22 protein-coding genes and 1 tRNA gene are annotated in these 21,294 nt (G+C 60.1%); 17 read left to right on the forward strand and 6 right to left on the reverse strand.

The annotated features are described in order from the left end of the window. The first annotated feature begins 45 nt into the window (after positions 1–45). From H8709_RS05635 to H8709_RS05655, 5 genes are all read left to right on the forward strand, one after another. Positions 46–127: transfer RNA gene (locus H8709_RS05635), tRNA-Leu, on the forward strand. A 431-nt stretch (positions 128–558) separates the two neighbouring features. Next, a complete protein-coding gene (locus H8709_RS05640; protein ID WP_262397397.1) occupies positions 559–1,743 on the forward strand; it encodes an iron-containing alcohol dehydrogenase in 1,185 nt (394 codons plus the stop codon). Positions 1,744–2,221: 478 nt separating this feature from the next. Further along, positions 2,222–3,541, forward strand: a complete 1,320-nt coding sequence (locus H8709_RS05645; protein WP_262397398.1) for a 5-bromo-4-chloroindolyl phosphate hydrolysis family protein — start codon at positions 2,222–2,224, stop codon at positions 3,539–3,541. A 66-nt stretch (positions 3,542–3,607) separates the two neighbouring features. Continuing rightward, the gene (locus H8709_RS05650; RefSeq protein WP_262397399.1) at positions 3,608–4,753 is read left to right on the forward strand and encodes a toxic anion resistance protein; all 1,146 of its coding nucleotides are present in this window, start codon (positions 3,608–3,610) and stop codon (positions 4,751–4,753) included. Between the two features lie 114 nt (positions 4,754–4,867). Then, on the forward strand, positions 4,868–5,740 hold the full coding sequence (locus tag H8709_RS05655; protein WP_262397400.1) for a damage-control phosphatase ARMT1 family protein: 873 nt from the start codon (positions 4,868–4,870) through the stop codon (positions 5,738–5,740). A 255-nt stretch (positions 5,741–5,995) separates the two neighbouring features. Here H8709_RS05655 and H8709_RS05660 read toward each other — a convergent pair whose 3' ends face one another. Both H8709_RS05660 and H8709_RS05665 read right to left on the reverse strand, forming a co-directional pair. Continuing rightward, positions 5,996–6,544, reverse strand: a complete 549-nt coding sequence (locus tag H8709_RS05660) for a DUF3795 domain-containing protein (RefSeq protein ID WP_262397401.1) — start codon at positions 6,542–6,544, stop codon at positions 5,996–5,998. A 34-nt stretch (positions 6,545–6,578) separates the two neighbouring features. Then, positions 6,579–8,504 carry an elongation factor G gene (locus tag H8709_RS05665; RefSeq protein ID WP_262397402.1) on the reverse strand — a complete coding sequence of 642 codons (1,926 nt, stop codon included), beginning with the start codon at positions 8,502–8,504 and terminating at the stop codon, positions 6,579–6,581. Between the two features lie 367 nt (positions 8,505–8,871). Between H8709_RS05665 and H8709_RS05670 the strand changes: the two genes are divergently transcribed. The 4 genes from H8709_RS05670 to H8709_RS05685 are packed head-to-tail and all read left to right on the forward strand — an operon-like array spanning position 8,872 to position 10,592. Then, a complete protein-coding gene (locus H8709_RS05670) occupies positions 8,872–9,153 on the forward strand; it encodes a DUF503 domain-containing protein (RefSeq protein WP_262397403.1) in 282 nt (93 codons plus the stop codon). Between the two features lie 10 nt (positions 9,154–9,163). After that, positions 9,164–9,691 carry an RNA 2',3'-cyclic phosphodiesterase gene (gene thpR, locus H8709_RS05675; RefSeq protein WP_262397404.1) on the forward strand — a complete coding sequence of 176 codons (528 nt, stop codon included), beginning with the start codon at positions 9,164–9,166 and terminating at the stop codon, positions 9,689–9,691. Positions 9,692–9,713: 22 nt separating this feature from the next. Further along, positions 9,714–10,214 carry a GNAT family N-acetyltransferase gene (locus H8709_RS05680; protein WP_262397405.1) on the forward strand — a complete coding sequence of 167 codons (501 nt, stop codon included), beginning with the start codon at positions 9,714–9,716 and terminating at the stop codon, positions 10,212–10,214. Positions 10,215–10,238: 24 nt separating this feature from the next. Then, a complete protein-coding gene (locus H8709_RS05685) occupies positions 10,239–10,592 on the forward strand; it encodes an arsenate reductase family protein (RefSeq protein ID WP_262397406.1) in 354 nt (117 codons plus the stop codon). Between the two features lie 246 nt (positions 10,593–10,838). On the opposite strand, the gene H8709_RS05690 is transcribed toward H8709_RS05685, so the two are convergent. Next, a complete protein-coding gene (locus tag H8709_RS05690; RefSeq protein ID WP_262397407.1) occupies positions 10,839–11,345 on the reverse strand; it encodes a GNAT family N-acetyltransferase in 507 nt (168 codons plus the stop codon). A gap of 407 nt (positions 11,346–11,752) precedes the next feature. Here H8709_RS05690 and H8709_RS05695 point away from each other — a divergent pair, with 407 nt between their 5' ends. Genes H8709_RS05695 through H8709_RS05710 form a run of 4 tightly spaced genes read left to right on the forward strand, consistent with a single transcriptional unit; the run spans position 11,753 to position 14,829 of the window. Continuing rightward, a complete protein-coding gene (locus H8709_RS05695; protein ID WP_262397408.1) occupies positions 11,753–13,366 on the forward strand; it encodes a DUF4118 domain-containing protein in 1,614 nt (537 codons plus the stop codon). Further along, positions 13,359–14,069, forward strand: a complete 711-nt coding sequence (locus H8709_RS05700; RefSeq protein WP_262397409.1) for a response regulator — start codon at positions 13,359–13,361, stop codon at positions 14,067–14,069. Before H8709_RS05695 ends, H8709_RS05700 begins: the two co-directional genes overlap by 8 nt. 18 nt (positions 14,070–14,087) lie before the next feature. After that, complete coding sequence (locus tag H8709_RS05705) at positions 14,088–14,336, forward strand: helix-hairpin-helix domain-containing protein (RefSeq protein ID WP_262397410.1); 249 nt, start codon at positions 14,088–14,090, stop codon at positions 14,334–14,336. A gap of 22 nt (positions 14,337–14,358) precedes the next feature. After that, positions 14,359–14,829, forward strand: a complete 471-nt coding sequence (locus H8709_RS05710; RefSeq protein WP_262397411.1) for a GNAT family N-acetyltransferase — start codon at positions 14,359–14,361, stop codon at positions 14,827–14,829. Between the two features lie 161 nt (positions 14,830–14,990). Here the strand turns inward: H8709_RS05710 and H8709_RS05715 are convergent, their stop codons facing one another. Further along, positions 14,991–15,521 (reverse strand): DNA-deoxyinosine glycosylase, encoded by a 531-nt coding sequence (locus H8709_RS05715; RefSeq protein ID WP_262397412.1) that lies wholly within the window; start codon positions 15,519–15,521, stop codon positions 14,991–14,993. 137 nt (positions 15,522–15,658) lie between these two features. On the opposite strand from H8709_RS05715, the gene H8709_RS05720 reads away from it, so the two are divergent. Next, positions 15,659–16,381 carry an NAD-dependent protein deacylase gene (locus H8709_RS05720; protein ID WP_262397413.1) on the forward strand — a complete coding sequence of 241 codons (723 nt, stop codon included), beginning with the start codon at positions 15,659–15,661 and terminating at the stop codon, positions 16,379–16,381. A 74-nt stretch (positions 16,382–16,455) separates the two neighbouring features. Here the strand turns inward: H8709_RS05720 and H8709_RS05725 are convergent, their stop codons facing one another. Continuing rightward, a complete protein-coding gene (locus H8709_RS05725; protein WP_262397414.1) occupies positions 16,456–17,526 on the reverse strand; it encodes a helix-turn-helix domain-containing protein in 1,071 nt (356 codons plus the stop codon). A 197-nt stretch (positions 17,527–17,723) separates the two neighbouring features. Between H8709_RS05725 and H8709_RS05730 the strand changes: the two genes are divergently transcribed. From H8709_RS05730 to H8709_RS05740, 3 genes are all read left to right on the forward strand, one after another. Continuing rightward, positions 17,724–18,254: a biotin transporter BioY gene (locus H8709_RS05730; RefSeq protein WP_262397415.1), complete on the forward strand. Its 531-nt coding sequence runs from the start codon at positions 17,724–17,726 to the stop codon at positions 18,252–18,254. Beyond that, positions 18,248–18,616 carry a DUF1284 domain-containing protein gene (locus H8709_RS05735; RefSeq protein ID WP_262397416.1) on the forward strand — a complete coding sequence of 123 codons (369 nt, stop codon included), beginning with the start codon at positions 18,248–18,250 and terminating at the stop codon, positions 18,614–18,616. The genes H8709_RS05730 and H8709_RS05735 overlap by 7 nt, the downstream gene beginning before the upstream one ends. A 301-nt stretch (positions 18,617–18,917) precedes the next feature. Continuing rightward, positions 18,918–19,088, forward strand: coding sequence for a hypothetical protein (locus H8709_RS05740; protein ID WP_262397417.1), 171 nt, complete (start codon positions 18,918–18,920; stop codon positions 19,086–19,088). A 35-nt stretch (positions 19,089–19,123) separates the two neighbouring features. Here H8709_RS05740 and ppk1 read toward each other — a convergent pair whose 3' ends face one another. Next, on the reverse strand, positions 19,124–21,274 hold the full coding sequence (gene ppk1 / locus H8709_RS05745; protein ID WP_262397418.1) for a polyphosphate kinase 1: 2,151 nt from the start codon (positions 21,272–21,274) through the stop codon (positions 19,124–19,126). Between the last annotated feature and the right edge of the window lie 20 nt (positions 21,275–21,294).

The following is a 21,294-nucleotide window of genomic DNA, read 5'->3' on the forward strand; positions in this document are numbered from 1 at the left end:
AATGTAGTGATAACTGGCGCTTCCTCTTCCGTGAGGAAGCCTTCTGCGGGCGTGGCGGAATGGCAGACGCGCTGGTCTTAGGAGCCAGTACTTCGGTGTGTGGGTTCAAGTCCCACCGCCCGCACCAGCGGCAAACTGCCGCTCTCAAGACGCGCACCTCACTTTGTGGGGTGCATTTTTTTATGCACAAGCTGAAAGCTGGGTATCTTTTTGATCAGCGCTTTCCAAACCAATGAGACGCAAAAGCGGTTGGTAATCCACCGCTTTTGCGTCTCATCTTTTTATTGCGGGATCCCCTCTGGACGCTCAACTTTCGGCGATACCAACTTTCTGCCATCCCCTGCGAGAAAATGAAAGACGTCCTTCCCGGCGGAAGAAGGGGAGAAAAATGCACCTAGACCGTCCGCAGGCACCGTGCCCTTGGGTTCAGGGGATAAAAGGCGGGCCTTTTTCCTGTGGCGCTCTTGTCCAATGGAAGGTTTTGCAATATAATGAGGAAGGATATACCGCAATGGGCGGTATTCGATTTGAATCAGGACGGAAGAAAGGAAGAAGTAGATGGAAAACTTTAATTTTTACAGTCCCACCATGTTTGTCTTTGGCAAGGGAGAAGAAAATAACACCGGCGCATACGTCAAAAAATTCGGCGGCACCCGGGTGCTGCTCCACTTTGGCGGCGGCAGCGCTGTGAGAAGCGGCCTCATCGACCGGGTCAAAGCATCACTCGACAAGGAGGGCATCACCTATGTCACCTTGTCCGGCGTCCAGCCCAACCCCCGCAGCGGCCTTGTCTATGAGGGCATCGAACTGTGCCGCAAGGAGGGCGTGGACTTTATCCTGGCCGTAGGCGGCGGCAGCGCCATCGACTCGGCCAAGGCCATCGCCGCGGGCGTGCCCTACGACGGCGACTTTTGGGACTTCTACGACGACAATCCCAACCGGCCCGTGGTGGAAAAGGCGTTGCCGGTGGCAACCGTCCTGACCATCGCGGCCGCGGGCAGCGAAGCCTCCGGCGACACCGTCATCACCCAGGAAAAGGGCATGTTTAAGCGCGGCACCGGCAGCGACGTCCTGCGCCCCAAATTCTCCATCATGAACCCGGAACTGACCATGACCCTGCCCCCCTACCAGACCGCCAGCGGTGCGGTGGACATCATGGTGCATGTGCTGGAGCGTTACTTTACCAATACCCCCGACGTGGAGATCACCGACCGGATGTGCGAGGGCATCCTGCTGACCATGTTAAACGAAGTGCCCAAAGTCATGGAAAATCCGGGCGACTACGAGGCCCGGGCCAACATCATGTGGGCGGGCACCGTGGCCCACAATAACATCTGCGGCGTGGGCCGGGAGCAGGACTGGGCCAGCCACGAAATCGAGCATGAGCTCTCCGCCCTGTATGACTGCGCCCACGGCGCGGGGCTGGCGGTCATCTTCCCGGCGTGGATGGAGTATGTCTCCCAACACCACGACCTGAGCCGCTTCGCGCAATTGGCCGTCCGGGTTTTGGGCTGTCAGATGGACTTTGCCCATCCCGAGAACACCGTCAAAGCGGGTATCGCCGCCCTGCGCCGGTTCTGGCACTCCATCGGCATGCCCACGAGCTTCGCGGAGCTGGGCGCCAAGGAGGAGGACATCCCCGCCATGGTGGAGAATATGCGTATCGGACAGCGGAGTATCGGCCACTTCCTGCCCATGACCAAAGAGTCCTGTGCGGCCATCTATCATCTGGCTTGCAGATAACGAATCCAAAGAGGAAAAGCCGGAGGCGAAAGAGCCTCCGGCTTTTTGCGTCCGTGCCTCGGGACGAAAACGTAGGCCGCGCCTCCCCCCGGGCCGGGCCGCCCCCTAAGTTTCCGTCCATGGATGAACTTTGGCGTGCGCGGTTGTGGAAAAACGCCGAACTCCCCCAGGGCCAGGCCTTACCCGAGATGGCCGGCCCCCGCTTTCAGGGTCTCCTTCCCATGCGGTGGGGCCGCCTTATTTCGCTCAAGGTTCACGAGCCCTTTGCGCCCCAAGGCAGCGGGCTGAAGGCGCAGTGATGGCGTTTCGCCAACCATTGCCGTCGGCTGGGCTAGGCGGCGGAGCGAAAGCAGCGGGGGAAAATTTGGACGAATTGTTATCTTTTTTTGACGGGCCACCTTTTTATTGTTATTTTTCTTCCAATAGGCTATAATGAATGTGATTATCCGGCCCTTGCTGCCGGCAATGGAGGGAAAGCATGAGAGAAGACAATTTATCCAATTTAGGCCGTGATATCGGCAGAGCCGTGCGCAATGTGCTCAACTCCAGTGACTTTGAAGACTTAAAGGATTCCATCCATTCGGCGGTGCAGAATATCAGCCGACCGCCTTATACGCCCCCGCCTCCACCCGATCCGCGCTATGACCCCTTTGGGCCGGGCAATTTCCAGCAAGGAGGTCCGGGTCCGGGCGCTCCGGGCGGTCAGCAGCCACCCCGGGAGCCATGGCAGTGGAAGCAAAGCTACCAGCAGTCCTACCAGCGTTGGTCGAGGCCCCGGCCTCCCAGACAGCAGGCGAAAAATTACCAGCCCCCCTACCGCCCGCCGGTGATGAACCGGCAGGTGGCGCCCTACGCCCAGGGAAAATCCAGCACCGATTTGGGCGCGTTTTTCTTGGCCTTCGGTATGATTCTTACCTGTGTTTTCGGGTTTTTGATCTGCTGGAGCGTCTATAATTTCCTCATCGGCACCATGGTCAGCCTGTCTCCCCTCGTCATACTGGGCCCCGCCTTTGCCATAGGGTTGGTGCTGATGGGAAGGGGGAACCATCTGCGGGGCCGGTTTAAACGGTACCGGCAGTACCAGAAGGTGTTGAACGGGCGCACCTACTGCTCGATCAAGGAGCTGGCCGACAGCGTGGGCGAGCGGGTGGAATTTGTTGTCAAGGACCTGGAAAAGATGATAAAGGACCGCCTGTTCCCCCAGGGGCATTTGGACGAGCAGAAGACCTGTCTGATGACCGACGAGGCCACCTACGCCCAGTATCTGGAGACCCAACGCCATCTCAAGGAGATTGAAGAGGAGGAGCGCCGGGCCAGAGAGCTGCGGGAGAAGGACCCCGAGGCCGCCGCTTTACAGGAAATGCTGGCCGAGGGCGCCCGTTACCGGGAGGAAATCCGCCGGGCCAACGACGCCATTCCCGGGGAGATCATCTCCCAAAAGCTGGACAGGCTGGAAGAAGTGACCGCCAAGATCTTTGAATATGTGGAGGGCCACCCCAAAAAGCTCCCCGATATCCGCAAATTTATGAGCTATTATCTGCCCATCACCCTCAAGCTGGTGGGGGCTTACCGTGACTTTGACGGCCAGCCGGTCCAGGGGGAGAATATCCTCTCGGCCAAAAAGGAGATCGAGGAGACCTTGGACACCATCAATCTCGCCTTCGAGAACCTGCTCGACGGCCTGTTTGAAGACGACGCGCTGGATATTTCCACCGATATTTCCGCATTGGAGACCATGCTGGCCCAGGAGGGACTGACCGGACAGAAGTTCGGCTCCCATTCCGCCGACGGCCGATAGAAAAGAGAAAGCCTTTCGCCCATCAGGGGCGGAACACAAGGGCAACGCCCAAAGGAGGAACTGTAAGTGAGCGAAGAGAACAACATCCCCAGCCTGACCCTGGACCCCTTCGGCGAGGAGGCCCCCGCCCCTGCCGCCGCCGTGGAGATTACGCCCGCCGCATCGCCCGAGACGGCGGTGCTCGATGAAAGCGCCCTCACCGAGGAGGAGCGCAAAATGGTGGCCGATTTTGCCGAAAAAATCGAGCTTTCCAACTCCAATATGGTGCTGCAATACGGCGCCGGAGCCCAAAAGAAGATCGCCGATTTTTCCGAGACGGCGCTGGGCAACGTCCGCACCAAGGATTTGGGCGAAATTGGAACGCTGATTTCCGGTGTGGTCACCGAGCTCAAGAGCTTTGACGTGGAGGAAAACGAGAAGGGCTTCTTCGGCTTCTTTAAGCGCTCCTCCAATAAAATCACCGCCATGAAGGCTAAGTACGACAAGGCGGAAGCCAACGTGGACAAGATCTGCACGGTGCTGGAAAACCACCAGGTCCAGCTGCTCAAAGACGTGGCCATGCTCGACAAGATGTACGAGCTCAACAAGGTCTATTTTAAAGAGCTTTCCATGTACATCCTGGCGGGCAAGAAAAAACTCAACGAAGTGCGGGAGAAGGACCTGCCCGCCCTCACCGAGCGGGCCCATCAGACGGGGCTGCCCGAGGACGCCCAGGCGGCCAACGACCTGTCCGCCCTGTGCAACCGCTTTGAAAAGAAAATCCACGATCTGGAGCTGACCCGGATGATCTCCATCCAGATGGCTCCCCAGATTCGCCTGGTGCAGAGCAACGACACCCTGATGTCGGACAAAATCCAGTCCACCCTGGTCAACACCATCCCTTTGTGGAAGAGCCAGATGGTGCTGGCGCTGGGAGTCGCCCACTCCCAGCAGGCGGCGGAAGCCCAGCGGGAGGTCACCAACATGACCAACGAGCTGCTGCGCAAAAACGCCGAGACCCTCAAGATGGCCACCATCGAGACGGCCAAGGAGTCCGAGCGGGGCATCGTGGACATCGAGACCCTCAAGCACACCAACGAGAACCTGATCACCACCCTGGACGAGGTCATCCGCATCCAGGACGAGGGCCGGGAGAAGCGCCGGGCCGCCGAACTGGAACTGGGACGGCTGGAAGGCGAGCTCAAACAGAAGCTCCTGGACATCCGCAAATAAAACGAAAAGGCCCCTGGAATGTTCCGGGGGCCTTTTGACGCGCAGTCGTCCCACCCTTGCAAAAAAGGGGGAGAACGGGTATCATAGAAGGACAAGAAAAGGGGAGGGACATCCATGAATCTCAACGCATCCTGTATTAGCTGCATCGTCCGGCGGGAGGAGGAAAAAATCCGCCCGCTCTCCGACGAGACGCTCAAAAAAGAATATATGGTCCGCGTGCTGGGGCTGCTTTCCGAGCACAGCGGGGAGCCCGCGCCCGTGGCGTCGGTCTACCTCAAGGAGCTCGGGGAGGAGATGCTGGGGGCGACGCCCAGCTTCCGGGAGATTAACAAAGGCTATAACCGCCTGATGCTTTTAACCGAGCCGGATTTGCGGGAGAAGATCGCCGCCGCGAAGGATCCGCTGTCCGCCGCCATGCGCTACGCCCGGGTGGGCAACTACATCGACTTTGGCGCGATGGAAAACGTGGACAAGGAGGTGCTGGAGGGGCTCCTCGACCGGGCGCTGGAGGAGGAACTGGACCCCGGCACCTACGCGGCCTTTCTCGCGGACTTGGAGAAAGCCGAGAGGCTTGTCTACTTGACGGATAACTGCGGGGAGATCGTGGCCGACAAGCTCCTCATCGAGGAGCTAAAGCGCCGCTATCCCGGCCTTTCCATCACCGCCGTCGTCCGGGGGGCGGAGACCATCAACGACGCCACCCTCATCGACGCCGAAGAGGTGGGGCTCACGGACGTGGTGCCGGTCATGGGCAGCGGCGTCGCCCTGCCGGGCACCTATCTGCCCTTCCTCTCGGGGGAGGCAAGGGACGCCCTCACCGGGGCCGATGTGATCATCGCCAAGGGACAGGGCAACTTCGAGACCCTCCACGAGTGCGGGCTCAATATTTACTACCTCTTTTTGTGCAAGTGCGAGCTCTTCACCCGCCGCTTCGGCATGAAGCAGTATGCGGGCATCTTTGCAAACGAGCGCCGCATCCTGCTGTAAGAGGTCCGGGGACTGCCCACGGGGCGGCGGGTGGGACTGCCCTCCTGCTGACAGCGCGCCTCGTTTTTTCCGTCCGCCTGCCCGGAGGGCCCCTATCCATTCGCGCGGGCTCTTAGCGCATTGAAACGGCCCCGGCCGTTGTCCCGGCCTAATGTACCGAGGCGGCACGGCAATCGGGCCGTTTCATCCATATCACGCGGCAAACCCCGGGAGAAAGCGAAAGCTTTCTCCCGGGGTTCTTGATTTCTTCACAGCCTATTTTTTCTTTTTGTGGAGCTTGAGTTCAATGCCCCTCTCTTTGGCCGCGTCCTGGAAGTAACGCGCCGCCAGAGCGCCCCGCTCTTTAAGAGACATGTCCTCCCCGGCTTCCTTTTCGAGCTTTGCCATCACTTTTTCCAGGGTTTTGAGGTCAAAGAGGGTGACGGCGAGGCAGAAGAGGGTCTTCTTACGCCCATCGTTATACCGGGCCAGCAGCCTGTCCAGGATGCGGATTTTCTCAGCGAGTTCCAACTGGTAGGCATCGATGCCGATTTCCTTGGCCCTTTGCAGGTCGGCAATCATGCGGCGGTGGGTGAGGAAGGAATCGTAAGCCGAGAGCTCCTCCAAGCGGGGGCAGGGGAAGGCGGCGCACTCATAGCAGTACGCCGGATTGCCGTGATCCCTGCCACACCGGATGACGGCGCAGGGCTGGTGCCCCTCCCCGCCGCCGCAGCCGGGGCAGTAGCCGCCAAGGCGCATGGGACACAGCCCACAATTTAGCCCGCACAGGGAAAAGAGCGGGTAGGAGCGCCGGTAGTCTTTCATCGGTAGTTCCCCTTTCGCGGGTCTGTAAGCCCTTTTATTTGCAGTGGATGTGGTTTTCCACCTCGTTCCATTTGACCGGATACCCCGCCCCGTGGGAACAAAAGACTGAATCGGGGGTGTTTTCCAAGTCCCGCTCGGGGTCGTAGCCCGCCTGGGCGATGACCTCTTCGGCGTTGTGGCAGGGGGCGTAACCGTCAAAGCGCATACTGATGCGCCCCGCGCCCTTCGTGAAGGAAATGAGCTCCCGGGGGTAGTCCATGAGACAGGCGGCGGGCGCCCGGCCCCGGATGATCGTTCTGCCGCCGTCGGGGAGGGGAGGTTCGGTCTCGCCGGACATCCGCTGTATGTCAAAGAGGACCCTACCCACGTCCTGGGGAGATACCTCGATGACAAAGGCGGTGATGGGCTCGAGTAGGACGCTTTTTGCCCCCATGAGCCCCTGGCGGATGGCCCGGTAGGTGGCCTCTCTAAAGTCGCCGCCCTCGGTGTGCTTGAGATGGGCGCGGCCTGTGAGGAGGGAAATCTTCACGTCGGTCAGCGGCGCGCCGGTGAGGACGCCACGGTGCTCCTTTTCCAGCACATGGGTGCCGATGAGACGCTGCCAGTTGAGGTCCAGGACGTCGGTGGAGCACAGGCTTTCAAAGACAATACCGCTTCCCGGCGCGCCGGGGGTGAGGCGCAGATGCACCTCGGCGTAGTGGCGCAGCGGCTCAAAATGGCCGTAGCCCGTCGCCGGCGCGTCCACCGTCTCCTTGTAAAGGACCCGGCTGGGGCCGAAGGAAACGGAGAGACCGAACCGCTCCCGGCAGAGGGCCTCCAAGACCTCCAATTGCACCACGCCCATGATCTGCACGCTCAGTTCCCTCAGCCGGGCGTCCCACCGCACAGCCAGTGCCGGGTCCTCGTCTGCGAGCTCCCTAAAACACCGCACCACCTCGGGCGCGGGGAGGGCCGGGTCAAAGAGGACCTGGGCGCTGAGCATGGGGGTCACGTTGGGAGGCATGGCGTCCGGTTCCCCGCCAAAGCCCCGGCCTGCCGGGAGGGAGAGGCCGGTGACGGCGACAAGCTCCCCGGCCCGGGCGGTGTCCGCCGCCTCGAACCGGTCCCCGGCATAGCGGCGAATGGCGGTGATCTTCTCCCCGCCGATCTCGTCCCGGACCCGCAGGACGCCGCCGGTGAGCTTTACAAAGCACAGGCGGTTTCCCTTGGCGTCGTGGCGGATTTGATAGATCCGCCCGGCGGGCGGCCCCTCTTCCTGATAGGACGTCTCGGTGAGGGCGTGCAGGGCTCGGAGAAAGGCGTCGATTCCCTCGTCCTGCAGGGCGCTACCGGAAAGGCAGGGGAAGAAGCGGCATTCCTTTACTAGCCGCCGGGTGAGCGTCACCGCCTCCCTTCCCACGTCCTCCCCGCTGAAATACCGGGCCAGGAGATCGTCGTCCTGGCTGATAACCTCTTCTAAGGGCGCGCCGGATAGCCGTTCCCCGTCAAAGGCGCCGTCCAGGGAGAAAACCGCGGGGGAAAACCGGGCCCGCAGCTCCTCGAGGGTGCGGGCGGGGTCGGCCCCCACCCGGTCGGTTTTGTTGAGAAAGAGAAAGGTGGGAATTTTCCGCCGCCGCAGGAGCCGCCAGATGGCTTCGGTGTGAGCGTCCACGCCCTCGGCGCAGCTGATGAGGAGGATGGCCCCGTCCATCACAGAGAGGGCGCGCTCCATCTCGGCGGAAAAGTCGGCGTGTCCGGGGGTGTCCACCAACGTGTAGGTGTCCCCCTCGTAGGAGAAGGAGGCCACGCCGGAAAAGATGGTGATGCCCCGTTCCCGTTCCAGTGGGTGGGTGTCCAGATGGGCGTCCCCCCGGTCCACCCGGCCCAGGGCGCGGATGGCGTGGGTGTGGTAGAGGAGCTGTTCGGAAAAGGTGGTCTTTCCCGCGTCCACATGGGCCAAGATGCCGATGACCTTGTTCATGCGCCCCGCCTCCTTTCTTTGATGTTTGCCTGTCCGGCGCTGGGCTTTTGAGCCGCCCGTCCGGAGAAAATGCATGGCGTCTTATATGATTTTGCCCGGCACGCTATAGCGCCGAGCAAAAGAGCGGCCCCGCAGAGCCGGTGTCCGTCCTCGAGAGAGGCGGGTCCCGCATCCCGACACCCCCGAAAACCGAGGTCGGCCTGGCGGAGCTTCTCTCCCCGCGTCCGGGCCCAAAGCCGGGATCTGACGCCGCGGCATGGTCGTAGCCCTATTGTACCCGATCTTTCCAGGGGGCGCAAGACGAAGATTTGCGGTTTTCACGGGATTGGACTATAATAGAAACAAAGATCGAAGGGAGGAAAAACCGATGGTCGTTTCATCAGCAGTTATCACCCTGCACGCGCCGTGGGTCCACTCCCTCAAGGAAAAGCGGCGGGAGGTAAAAAGCCTCCTCGCCAAGGCGAGACAGCGCTTGGGCGTCTCGGCGGCGGAGACGGGGAGCCAGGACAAGCACCAGCTCATGGAATTGGGTTTTGCCTGGATTGCCGCGGACGCCGGGCAAAACGACAGCATCTGGGAAGCCCTGGTTGATCTCATTGAGACAAATACCCAGGCCCAGATCATCCGCGCGGAGCGAGAGCTCAGATAGGAGGACGGCTATGCGTCTGTTTATTGCGGTGACCCTGGAAAGGGAGATCAAGGACAAGCTGTGCGCCATGGCCAAATCCCTGGCGGAAAGCTCCCTGACCGGCAGCTTCACCCGGCGGGAAAACATGCATCTGACCCTTTCGTTTATCGGAGAGACCTCCCGTCTCTCGGCGGTCAAGGCGGCGCTGGACAGCATAAAAGCACAGCCCTTCTCGCTGATGATCGGCGGGGCGGGACGGTTCCGCCGCAACGACGGAGACATCTGGTGGGCGGGGGCCCGGCTGGACCCGACCCTTGTGGATATCCAGCGTCAGCTGACTGCCGCCCTGCGGGAGCGGGGCTTTGGGGTGGAGGACAAGGAGTTTACCCCCCACCTGACCTTGGGGCGGCGCATCCATCTGCGCCCCGATTTCGACCGGGCGGCCTTCACCGCCAGCATTCCGGTCATGGAGATGCCGGTGCGGAAAATCAGTCTCATGAAGTCGGAATTTGCGGGCGGCAGGCTTGTATATACGGAAATTTACGCCAAGAATTTGTAAGAAACGGGAAGGAGCGAGGAGGATGAAAGACCCTTTGCGGACGAATTTGCAGGATTTTTCCATCCGGTTTGCCGGGGAGGAGGACGTGGGCCTCATTTTGCGGCTCATCACCGAGCTGGCCGCCTATGAGAAGATGGAGGACCAGGTGGTGGCCACCGAGGAAACCCTCCGTGACTCCCTGTTTGTGGGACACCACGCGGAGGTGCTCATCGCCGAATACCGGGGGGAACCGGTGGGGTTCGCTTTGTTTTTCCACAATTTCTCCACCTTCTTGGGGAAGGCGGGGCTGTATCTGGAGGATTTGTATTTGCGCCCGGAAGTCCGGGGCAAGGGCTTTGGACGGGCCCTCTTCACGGCGCTGGCCCGGCTGGCGGTGGAGCGGGACTGCGGGAGGATGGAATGGGCGTGCTTGGACTGGAACATCCCCTCCATCCGCTTTTATAAGGCCATGGGCGCCGTGCCCATGAGCGAGTGGACCGTCCACCGGCTCACCGGCGACGCCCTGCGCTCGCTGGCGGAATAATCTTTGCGGGGAGGAAGGATAAATATGAGCGTTTTATTTGTGGAATATCCCAAGTGCTCCACCTGCCAGAAGGCCAGGCGCTGGCTGGAGGAGCGGGGTGTGGACTTTACTAGCCGGCACATTGTGGAGGAAAACCCGGCCCCGGAGGAACTGCGGGATTGGTGGAAGAAAAGCGGCCTGCCGCTGCGGCGCTTTTTTAATACCAGCGGGCTCAAATACAAGGCCCTGGGGCTCAAGGACAAGCTCCCCACCCTCAGTGAGGAGGAGCAGTTGGCGCTGCTCGGCACCGACGGGATGCTCGTCAAGCGCCCCCTCGTTATCGGGGAGGACTTCGTGCTGGTGGGCTTTCGCCCGGCCGAGTGGGAAGCGAAGCTGTAACCTATATCGCCGAAGATGATTGGGCCTTGCAGCGGAAGGGCGGATGTGCGGGTACTTCCCGCGGCAGGGGATGCAGCACACCCGGTTTCCAAGCCTACCGCTGTTTCTGTGCACATGCGGGGCACAGCGCGTTTCCGCGCGAAGCCCCCGTCTCTACCAATGATCCAGTAGAAAACGCCTGTCCGCTGTGGACAGGCGTTTTTTTTCGAGGCCCCGCTTTTTCGATGCCGGAAAGTCGGGGCCCTTTTAGAGGACCTTTTCCATGGGAATGAGCCCGGAAGAGTCCGGGCCTTCCCCGGGGTGAACCGCCCGGTAGCCCAGCCGCTCATAAAAGCCGCGGGCGGTGAGAGAGGACGCGAGCACCACCTTTTTGCCGCCCAGGGCCCGGGCTTTTTCCTCCAGCCTTTGGAGGAGGAGCCGCCCCACCCCCTTGCCATGGAAATCCGGGTCCACAAAGACGGTGTACAGCCCGTAAGTTCCCGCATCCTCCCGGTCGGGGAGGAGACGGGCGCAGCCCACTGGAACAGTGTCCCGCAGCGCCACCAGGCTGCTCCCCTCCCCCATCAGGATGCGGACATCCTCGGGGGTGTGGCGGGCGCAGAGCCGCTCGATCTCCTCACAGGGATAGTCGCGGCTGTTGACCTGTCGGAAATTGCGGCGGATGAGGGAAGAAAGGGCGTCGGCATACCGGTCCTCGTAGGGGACGATGGAGAGGGGGGATTCCTCGTGGAGCTTCTGGGACGGACAGGGCATGGTCGTGACCTCCTTTTCTCTTAAGCCCCATTGTAATGCGCCGGGAGGAAAAGGGCAAGGGGCTTCGGGGGAAAAGGATGGCCGGGGCCGCTTTGACAATTGCATCACCGGGCCTTTTGTGGGATAATAATGACAAAGAATCCGGCATGGGCAAAAAGGGGGGGAATAGGATGAAAAAATGCGCATCGGCCGCTAGAGCGAAGGAAGCCGCGGCCCCGTCACAAAGGGAGGGCAAGCGCCTCGGAGAAGGGGCCGCCCTGGCCGCAGGGAGGGATGTCCCGTCTCCAAACGAAGCCGGGCCCCGCGAAGGACAAAAGAGCCCCCTCCCCCACGGGTCCAACCCATCGGCAGAAAGGGGTAAGCGCCTCGGAGAAAGGGCCGCCCGGGCCGGGAAAAAAGACAGGCCTTTGGGGGAGAGACAAGGCAAGGGCAGAGGGTTTGGGCGCCGTGAGACCCTCCCCTTTTCCGGGGGTCCAGTGGAGAAAGACTATCTGCCGGGGATCAATTTGGAGGATACCGGTAAACTGCTTTTCATCATGGCTTTGGCCACCCTATTGGGCTTGGGGTTTGAGCACCTGGGCTTTAGCAAGGCCATCATCATGGCCCTGTATATCCTGGGTGTGCTGCTCATTTCCACCCAGTGCAGCGGCCGGGGCTACGGGGCTGCCTCCTCCCTTATAGCGGTATTGGCTTTCAACTTCTTTTTTACCGTCCCCCGTTTCACCTTTGTTGCCCAGGGCGCCGAATATCCGGTGACCTTTATCATCATGTTTATCATTTCCCTGATCACCAGCACCCTGACCCTGAGGGTGCGGCGGCAGGCGAGAGCCCAGGCCCGCAGCGCCCACCGCATGGCGGTGCTCCTCGATACCAGCCAGAAGCTCCAGCGGGCGGCGAGCCTCGACGACATTGTGGAGGTCTCCTCCGCCCAGCTCTGCCGCCTGCTCGACCGGACCATCGTCTTTTATCCAGTGTCCGACGCCGCCCTCGCGCGGCCGGTGCTGCTTTCCCCCGCGGGAGTGGAGGAAGCCCCCGGCGGCCTTTTGTCCGCGGAGGAGGAGAAGACGGCCGCGCGGGTGCTGGGCTCCCAAGAGCCGGCGGGGCGCACCACCGAGGTATGCCCCGGCGCCATGGCCTATTACTTCCCCGTTTGCAGCGGCGACCAGGTGCTGGCCGTGGTGGGGGTGGTCCTGGGAGAGGGGGAGCAGGTGGACCCCATGGACCTCTCCTTGCTCCAAGGCCTGCAAAGCGAGATCGGCTTTGCGCTGGAAAAGTACCGGCTCGGGGAAATCCAAAAGGAAATTTCCATGCAGGCCGAGCGGGAGCGGCTGCGCTCTAACCTCTTGCGGGCCATTTCCCATGACCTGCGCACGCCGCTGACCAGCATTTCGGGTAACGCGTCCATCCTGCTTTCCGACGGGGCGCGCTTCGAGGAAGGGGCCCGGCACAAAATCTATGGGGACATCTACGACGACGCCATGTGGCTCATCAGCCTAGTGGAAAATCTACTGTCAGTGACCCATATCGACAACGGCACCATGGAAATCCGCCGCCAGCCCGAGCTGTGCGAGGAGATCGTCGCCGAGGCACTGCGCCATCTCAGCCGCCAGGCGGGGGAACACCATATCGCCGTGGACATCCCCGATTCCTTGCTCATGGTGCCGGCCGACGCGGGACTTATGGTCCAGGTGATCATCAATATCGTCAATAACGCCATCAAATATACTCCCGCTGGTTCCGCCATCACGGTATCGGCGCGACGGGAGGGGGAAAAGGCGGTGTTTGAGGTGGCGGACACCGGCGGAGGCATCTCGGATCGGGACAAGGCCCGGCTCTTCGACATGTTTTTTACCATCGACAATAACCGGGGGGACAGCCGCCGGGGCCTTGGCCTGGGGCTCTCCCTGTGCAAATCTATTGTGGAAGCCCACGGCGGGGAGATCTATGTAAAGGACAACCTGCCCCATGGGACCGTCATCGGCTTTACCCTGCAAGCGGAGGAGGCGTTTTCGAATGCATAAAATATCAATTTTAGTGGTGGAGGACGACAAGGCGGTGCGAAATCTCATCACCACGACCTTAGAGGCCCACGGCTATCTCTACCGGGCGGCAGGGACCGGGGAGGCGGCCATATTGGAGGCGGTGTCGGGGCGTCCCGACATCATCATTCTCGATCTGGGCCTGCCCGACATGGACGGGGTGGAGATCATCGAAAAGGTCCGGGGCTGGAGCCGGTGCCCCATCATCGTGGTCAGCGCCAGGAGCGAGGACCGGGACAAGATCGAGGCGCTGGACGCGGGAGCCGACGACTATCTCACCAAGCCCTTCTCTGTCGACGAACTGCTCGCCCGCATCCGGGTGGCCATCCGCAAGATGAGCTACGACAATTCCGGGGCGGGGGAGGACGCGGTCTTTCAAAACGGCGGGCTCAAAATTGATTACAGCGCCGGCTGTGTCTATGTGGAGGACAGGGAAGTCCACTTGACCCCCATCGAATATAAGCTGTTGTGTTTGCTTGCTAAAAACTTGGGCAAAGTGCTCACCCACAATTACATTCTCAAATCCATCTGGGTCAATGTGCTAGAAAGCGATGTCCCCTCCCTGCGTGTGTTTATGGCCACCCTGCGCAAGAAAATAGAAAAGGACCCGTCAAATCCCCGGTACATCCAGACCCACATCGGCGTGGGATACCGGATGATTCGCAGGCAGGGGGACGAGTCGTAAAACCGAAAGGAGCAAATCATGGCGACAGATCTGCAAAAGATCCCCGGCGTGGGAAAGAAGATAGCGGAGAGCTTTAAGATCATGGGGTTTCATTCGGTGGAGGAGCTGCGGGGCCAGGATCCCCAGGAGCTCTATGACCGGTGGTGCCTCATCGAGGGGTGTCAGGTGGACCGGTGCGTACTCTACGTCTACCGGTGCGCGGTCTACTTTGCCGAGACCGAGCACCCCGATCCCGAAAAACTCAAGTGGTGGAACTGGAAGGACTAGGGTCCTCTGGAAAGGAGCAGATATGCAGCTGAGCGTAGAAGAAGTCAAGGAAAACCGGGAGGAGTGGATGCCGCTTCTTCTGCTGGCCGATCCGGAGGAAACGATGGTGGAAAAATATCTCCATCAAGGTATCATGGTGGCGGTGTACGGCGACGGGGAGCCCGCCGGTGTCATCATCGCCGTACCGCTGGAAGGCGGCCGGGAGTGGGAAATTAAGAACGTGGCGGTGGCCCCAAGATTTTGGCGCAGAGGGATCGGCACCCTCCTCATCGAGGAGGTGGAGCGCCGCCTGCCGAAAGAAGCGGACACCCTCTGGGTGGGGACCGGCGGCTTTGATTCCGGCCCCTTCCTTTTCTATGAAGAGTGCGGCTTTCAGTTTGACCATGTGTTGGAAAACTTCTTTGTGGATAACTACCCCGAACCCATCATCGACGAGGGGGAGCAGTGCGTGGACATGTACTACCTGAAAAAGACCAGCTTCCGCTGGGGTTAGCCGCGCTGGGACGTAATTGAAATCATAAATGCGATCTTCGGCAGTGGCCCTTACAAAACTCAGGGCCGTCTTCCAGCGGTACGGCGAGTTGCCGCAGACATGCCGCGCCGAGGCTCGTTGCACCATAAGCGTGTGCCTCGCACCGAAGCCTCGAACAAAACTCAGAGCGCGTCTTCCCGCACCGGTAGGTGCAGGTGGGGAAGGATGACGCGGTAGGCTTCGGTGAGGGTGTCCAGGTTGTGATAGCGGCAGTTGGCGGGACTAGTGGAGGGTAGGGTGGCGGCCTCCACGCCTGTCTGGGGTAGAATGAGCCGCCGGTAGAGGGCGGCGGCCTTGGCGCCGGTGGTATAGACGGCGGCGATGGGCGCGCGCGTTAAGAGCCCGGCGATGTCGTTGGGCCGAGGCTCCCGGATGGAGCCGTCGTCCGCCCCCGCGATGAGGCAGGAGGACAGCACGTCCCACAAAGCAATATGGGAAGAGAGCAGGAGGGCTCTCTTTTCTTCATTTGTCTGGGGCAGCGGGGCGTTTAAGAGCCGCGCCATCACCTTCCAGAACCGGTTTTGGGGATGGGAATAGTAAAATCCGGCCTCCCGGGACTTGGGGGAGGGCATGGTGCCCAGAATGAGCACCCGGGAATGGGCGTCATATACGGGCGGAAGGGTGTGCTCCACCCGGGACAGGGGAAGATTCATAAAGATCACCTCAGCCCCATTGTACCACACGCCGGTGCGTTTGCTAGAGGAAAATGGGGGAATATCAGGAACATATAGCCGGGAGGAACTCCCCGGTAAACAGCGCCGGGAAATACCGGCGGATGGAGGTGTCAAGCATGGACAAACAAAGCGCATTGCAACAAATGATCGACGAGAGCGGGCGCATTGTATTCTTTGGCGGGGCGGGGGTCTCCACCGAAAGCGGCATCCCGGACTTTCGCAGCGTGGACGGGCTCTACCACCAAAAGTACGACTACCCCCCTGAGACCATCATCAGCCACAGCTTTTTTGTGGAGAACCCGGAGGCCTTTTACAAGTTCTACAAGGAAAAGATGCTCTGTCTGGACGCAAGCCCCAACGCGGCCCACCGGAAGCTTTCTGAGCTGGAGGCGTGCGGGAAGCTCAGCGCCGTCATCACCCAGAACATCGACGGGTTCCACCAGGCGGCGGGGAGCAAGCGGGTGTTGGAACTCCACGGCAGTATCCACCGCAACTTCTGTATGCGGTGCGGCAAATTCTATGACGCCGCCTATGTCCGGGACGCCGCCGGCATTCCCCGGTGCTCCTGCGGCGGGATGGTCAAGCCCGACGTGGTCCTCTATGAGGAGAGCCTGGACAGCGACACCCTCCAGCAGTCGGTGGAGCTTATCGCGGGCGCGGATATGCTCATCGTCGGCGGCACCTCCCTGGCGGTCTACCCGGCGGCGGGACTGCTGCGGTACTACCGGGGCGGGAAGTTGGTGGTCATCAACAAGTCTCCCACCCCCATGGACCAGAGTGCCGACCTGCTCATTTCCGGCAAGATCGGGGAGGTGCTGGGCGCCGTTTCCTGCCGCTGACAGCAAAAGCCCCGGCGCTTCCGAGGAGGAGCGCCGGGGCTTTACAGTTGGGTCCGCGTTTCCCGCCATTGAGTTTACAACGCGTCCAGTGCCTGCTGCACCGCTAAAAAACGGGGATGATGGGAGAGAGTGGAAAAGGCGGGGTTTAGGCGGAGGACCGAAGCCAAGTTTTTCTTCACATAGTCGGGGGAAAAGACGGCGCTTGTAAATTCACAGCCGTCGAAGAGGGGATTCTCCTCGAGGGCGGCGAGCAGGTCCCCCCACTGGGGCAGGAAGGCCGCCAGCTCTTCCAGAGCGGCCAAGGATTTCTCCTCCTCCCCGCGCAGGGCGTGACATTCGGCCAGAGTCAGCAGATGGTTGGGGAGGGAGGTCTCCGTGAGTCCCACACAGGTGAGAAGCTCCCGCTGCTTTTGGAGAAGGACGAGCGCCCGGTCCCAGTCCTCTTCCCGTTTGGCGATGGTGTAGAGACTCATCAGGCAGAGGTTCGCGTCGCTGAGCCTTGCGTAGAGAAGCTGCCCGCAGGCCTTCTTAGCGGCGGTCAGATCCCCTTTGCTCAGATAGATACCGATGAGCATCATGTCGGGATTTGCCTCCTGCCGGGGAAGCTCGCCGAGGAGCGCTTCCGCCCGCTCCGGCTCCTCGGCGGTGAGAAGGCTTGCTAAAAGCAGCGTCGCCGATTGGCTCACCTTGGCGTCGTCGCTCTCTCTGGCATCCGACAAGAGCTCCTTTGCAAGGGCAAACATCTCCTGCCGCTGCGCTTCCTCCTTGCACTGGGGCAGATAGACGGGCAGCAGCCCCGCCAGCCGGAATTTGAGAAAGTGGCTGTTGGGATATTCCCGGAGATAGCTCCGGCATAGCGCGAGCCCCGCCTCGGCGGATTCCTCCTCAAAGACCTGGGCGCACCGGCGGCTCCTTTCCATGACCTCTTCCGCCGTCAAATCCGGCACAAAGCCCAGCAGCGCGTCGGCGGTGGTCCCCAGAAAGCGGGCGATGGGGGAAATGAGCGTGATGTCGGGGTAGGCCCCCGCCGACTCCCATTTGGACACCGCGGCGGCGGAAACCCCCACGGCCGAGGCCAGCTGCTCCTGGGTGAGTCCCCGCTCCTTCCTGAGCCGGGCAATGGTGGAACCGATGGCAAGAATCATGATGTCCTCCTCCTTTTCTTTGTCCTTATCATACCAGGAGCGGCCCCAACGCGCAATGGAGGCCAATTTAAGTAAAGCTCCGATTTTCTTAACCAGCGGTTGTGTTTGGTTTGTTTTTTTCTTGACAAATGACGGAAGATGTCGTATTCTAATTGTAAACTAAAATAATAAAAAAGTTTACAATAGGAGAAAAGGATATGACGACAAAATCACGTACCCAAAAGATCACCTTTTGCGCCCTCTTCGCGGCCCTGACGGCCATCCTGTCCCAGCTTGCCATTCCCATCGGAACGGTTCCCATCAATCTGGCCATGCTGGCGGTCTTTATCGCCGGCGGCGTGCTGGGACCCGTCTATGGGACCATCAGCATGGTGGTTTATGTGGCCCTGGGGGCGGTGGGCGTGCCGGTTTTCGCCATGTTTACCGGCGGCGTCGCCATCCTGGTGGGCCCCACCGGCGGCTATATCGCGGGCTATATCGCCGCGGCATGGCTGACGGGCCTCCTGATCTCCAAAGGCAGCGGAAAGGCCTGGCAGTCGGCGGCCGCCATGGTAGCGGGCCTCGCGCTGTGCTACCTGCTGGGAACGGCCTGGTTCATGGTGTCCACCGGCACCCCGTTGGCCGCCGCCCTGCTGGCCTGCGTGGCGCCCTTCCTCCCCGGGGACGCGATCAAGATCGCCGCGGCCACTTTAGTGGTGCGGGTGCTCAAAAAGCAGCTGGCATGGTGACGCTGAGGCCTCATCACGGCCTTTGCATCCGCCATTTTGCAGGGAAGGGATACAGCCCCGCCTTTGTCAAACGGATGGCCGAAGTGATCGAGGAGCTTCGCCGGAACCCGGGACAGCCCATTTTTTTGCGCAGCGGGGCGGACGTGCTGTGCGCGGCGTGCCCCCACCGGCGGGAAGAGGGCTGCGCGTCGGGCCAAAAGCCGGTGGACTACGACGCTACCTGTCTCAAGCTGTGCGGGTTAAAAGAGGGCGCGGTCCTCTCCTGGGAAGCCTACGCCAAGCGGGTGGAGGAAGCGGTCATCGCGCCGGGACGGCTGGAGGAAGTATGCAAGGGATGCCAGTGGATAGCGCTGTGCAGATAAAAAGAGGAAAGCTAGATAGCTTCCCTCTTTTTAATCTTTGTAGACGAGCTGTTTTAGCCGTTTCTCCCGTAATATATCTTCCTCCAAATCGATGTAAATACATTCGTTGCAGCAGCCGAAGATATGGAGGGAGGATAAGCGGCAGACACCCTCATTCCAATAGATACAAAAAATATTGTCGCAATGGGGCGTGGTTTTTCACTATTGTAACAAAACACTGGTAAAAATACAACAGAAATTTCTGTTGTATTTTATTTTTCTGGTTTGTTTTACAATAAGACAAACACAGGGAGGGCTAGTCATGCCATTTATTCCTAAGAAGACAAAGAATAAAGAAAAATCAAGTTATAAGACACTTTATATATCAGACAAATTGATTGAACAGATAACTGCCATTGCGAAAGAAAATAACACTAGTTTTAACAATGTTGTTGTAAGTATGATTGAGCATTGCTTAGAAGAGAATGAATAACAAAAAAGCGGAAACCACTTGGTTTCCGCTTTTTTCTATTCAAACTTTTCAGCCAGCATCCGGAAGAACCGGCCCAGCACCCGTTTCTTTTTCTTGACCGGTACCGGGGCGGGCTGTTTGGCGGCCATCTCTTTGGCCACGGCGATGAAGTATTCCTGGGAGTTGATGAGCGCCTCCCCAGGCGCCACCTGCTTTTTCAGATAGCGGCCGTCGCTTTGGAGGACCCGGGCCTTGACGTTGTCACGAAGCATGACGTCCAGGATGTGGAAGATCCGCTGCTTGACCTGGGGGCTTAATACCGGACAGGCGATCTCCACCCGGCGGTCGGTGTTGCGGGTCATCATGTCGGCGGAACCGATGTAGATTTTCGGATCGTCCCCCGCGCCGAAGATGTAGATGCGGGGATGCTCCAAGAACCGGCCCACAATGCTGGTGATGTCGATGTTGTCGGTTTTCTCCGGCACATGGGGTACGATGCAGCAGATGCCCCGGACGATCATGTGGATTTCCACCCCCGCCTGAGAGGCTTCGGCCAGCTTGTCGATGAGCAGGCGCTCGGTAATGGAGTTCATCTTGAGGACGATTTTCGCCGGTTGCCCTGCTTTTGCCTTGACGATCTCCTCGTCGATGCAGTCGAGGAGCACGTTCTTCATGGCGTGGGGGGCCACCAGCAGCTGGCGATAGCTGCCCTCCAGGTTGGCGATGGCCATATTCTTAAAGAAGATGGCGGCGTCGTTGCCAATTTCCTGGTTGGCGGTCATGAGCGAGAGGTCGGTGTAGAGTTTGGCGGTCTTTTCGTTGTAGTTGCCCGTACCCACCTGGGTGATGTACTGAATGTCCCCCTTGTCCCGCCGTGTGATCAGGCAGATTTTAGAGTGGACCTTAAAGCCCTCAAAGCCGTAGATGACCTGGCATCCTGCCTCCTCCAGCCGCTCGGACCAGTTGATGTTGTTCTCCTCGTCAAACCGGGCCCGCAGCTCCATGAGGACGGTGACGTCCTTGTTGTTTTCCGCGGCCTGGGCCAGATATTCGATGAGCTTGGCCTGGCTTGCCAGGCGGTAGATGGTGATTTTGATGGAGAGGACGTTCGGGTCGCTGGCCGATTCTCGGATCAGCTGCAAGAACGGGTCCATCTGCTCATAGGGGTAAAACAGCAGGATGTCATGGCGCAGCACCTGGGAGGTGACGCTCTCCTCCCGGTTGAGGGAGCGGGAGGGCTGGGGCTCAAAGGGCGGATAGGTGATGCGGCTGAGGGTGGTCTGGGGGAATTTGTCCTGCAAGGCAAAGATGTATCCCATGCCCAGCGGCGATTTGGAAAGGAAGACCTGCTCCTTGCGCAGGCCCAGCCGCTCGCAGAAGTAGTCGATGAGCTTTTGGTCCGCCTCCCCCTGGATTTCCATGCGCACCGGGGCCAGACGGGCCCGCTTCTTGAGCACCTTGCGCATGCGCAGGCGGAAGTCGTCGTCCACCTCGAAGCTGTCGTCCTCGGGGCTGATGTCGGCGTTGCGGGTGATGGAGATGATCGTTTTATTGGTCAGGTCGTACATGTCGAACACCTGGGCGGCATACTCGAGAACCACCTGCTCGGTCAGGACGTAGCGCACGCTGGACCCGGGCAGGAAGATCACCTTGGGCAGGGAGGTGGGCACCGGGATGATGCCGTAGGTCTCCCCTCCCTTGTCTTTGAGCATAACGGCGATATAGAGCGCCTTATTTTCCAGATGGGGGAAGGGATGATGGCTGTCCACCACCTGGGGGGAGAGAATGGGGAGAATATAAGTCTTCCAATATTTCTCGATGTATTTTTTCTCCGAGCTTTCCAGCTCTTTGATGGAGAGGTTGGAGATGTCGTGCTGGCGCAGCCGCTCCTCGATCTCGGCAAAGGATTTGTCCTTTTGCTTGCACAGGGCCGGTACCGCCTTAAAGATGTTGGAAAGCTGCTCCTTGGGGGTGAGCCCCGTCTTGTTGTCGATGTGCTCCTCCTTGAGCAGCGCCATATCGAATAGGCTCCCCACCCGGATCATGAAAAATTCATCCAGGTTGCTCGTAAAGATGGAGACGAATTTGAGCCGCTCATACAGCGGCACCTCCGGGTCCCGGGATTCCTCCAGAACCCTTTCGTTGAACCGCAACCAGGATAGCTCCCGGTCCTGGGTATAACTGAAGTCCTCGTGCAATTTGGCCACTGTGATCCACTCCTTTGTAC

The sequence above is a fragment of the Zongyangia hominis genome (genome assembly GCF_014385095.1).
Classification (GTDB): Bacteria; Bacillota; Clostridia; order Oscillospirales; family Ruminococcaceae; genus Zongyangia; species Zongyangia hominis.